1 protein-coding gene is annotated in these 1,015 nt (G+C 68.0%); it reads right to left on the bottom strand.

Annotated features, from left to right (window positions below; translation table 11 throughout):
• Window positions 1-1,015, bottom strand: a 1,015-nt coding sequence (locus CF68_RS29730; RefSeq protein WP_035826063.1) for an MdtA/MuxA family multidrug efflux RND transporter periplasmic adaptor subunit, incomplete at both ends; no start/stop codon positions are given.

Raw genomic sequence — 1,015 nt, forward strand, 5'->3', positions numbered from 1 at the left:
CCGTCCACCACCACGCGCTGGCCGGGCTCCAGGCCCTTGAGCACCGCGTTGCGGCTGCCGTCACCCGGGCCCAGCGTGACCACCTGCACCTTGACCTTGCTGCTGTCATCCACGGTGTAGACGAAGGTACCTTGCTGGCCGCGCTGGATCGCCGCCACTGGGATCACGGTGGCGTCCTTGAGCGTATCGACGCGCGTGCGCACGTTGACGAACTGGTTGGGGAACAGCATGCCGTCGGCGTTGGGGAAGACCGCCTTGAGCTTGACCGTGCCGGTGGTGGTGTCGATCTGGTTGTCGGTGGTCAGCAGCGTGCCTTCGCCGAGCTGGTTGCGCACCTGGCGGTCCCATGCCTGCACCGGCAGCTCTTCGCCGGCGTTGAGCTTCTTCAGCACCGACGGCAGGTTGTCTTCGGGGATGGTGTACATCACGGCGATGGGCTGGATCTGCGTGATCAGCGCGATGCCGTTGGTGTCGCCGGTATTGACGATATTGCCCGGGTCGACCTGGCGCAGGCCGATGCGGCCCGACACCGGCGCCACGATCCTGGTGTAGCCAAGCTGCAGGCGTGCATTGGCGACATTGCCCTGGTCGGTCTTGACCACGCCCTCGTACTGGCGCACCAGCGCGTCCTGGGTATCGACCTGCTGCTTGGAAATCGAGTCCTGGCCCAGCAGTGTGCGGTAGCGCTGCTGGTCGAGCCTGGCGTTCTGCAGCAGTGCCTGGTCGCGCGCCAGCTGGCCCGCGGCCTGGTCCAGCGCCGCCTGGAACGGGCGCGGGTCGATTTCGGCCAGCACGTCGCCGGCCTTGACCATCTGGCCTTCCTTGTACAGCACCTTCAGCAGCGGACCGGACACCTGGGCGCGCACGGTCACGTTGGAAACTGGCGTGACGTTGCCGAGGCCGTTGAGCACCACATCCATATCGCGCTTGGCCACGGTGGCGACCACCACGGGCGAGCGCGGCATGCCGGGGCCACCGGCGCCACCCCGCGCGCCCGGACCGCTGGCGCCCCGCT

Origin of the sequence: Cupriavidus sp. SK-4, from assembly GCF_000611125.1 — a bacterium.
Classification (GTDB): Bacteria; Pseudomonadota; Gammaproteobacteria; order Burkholderiales; family Burkholderiaceae; genus Cupriavidus; species Cupriavidus necator.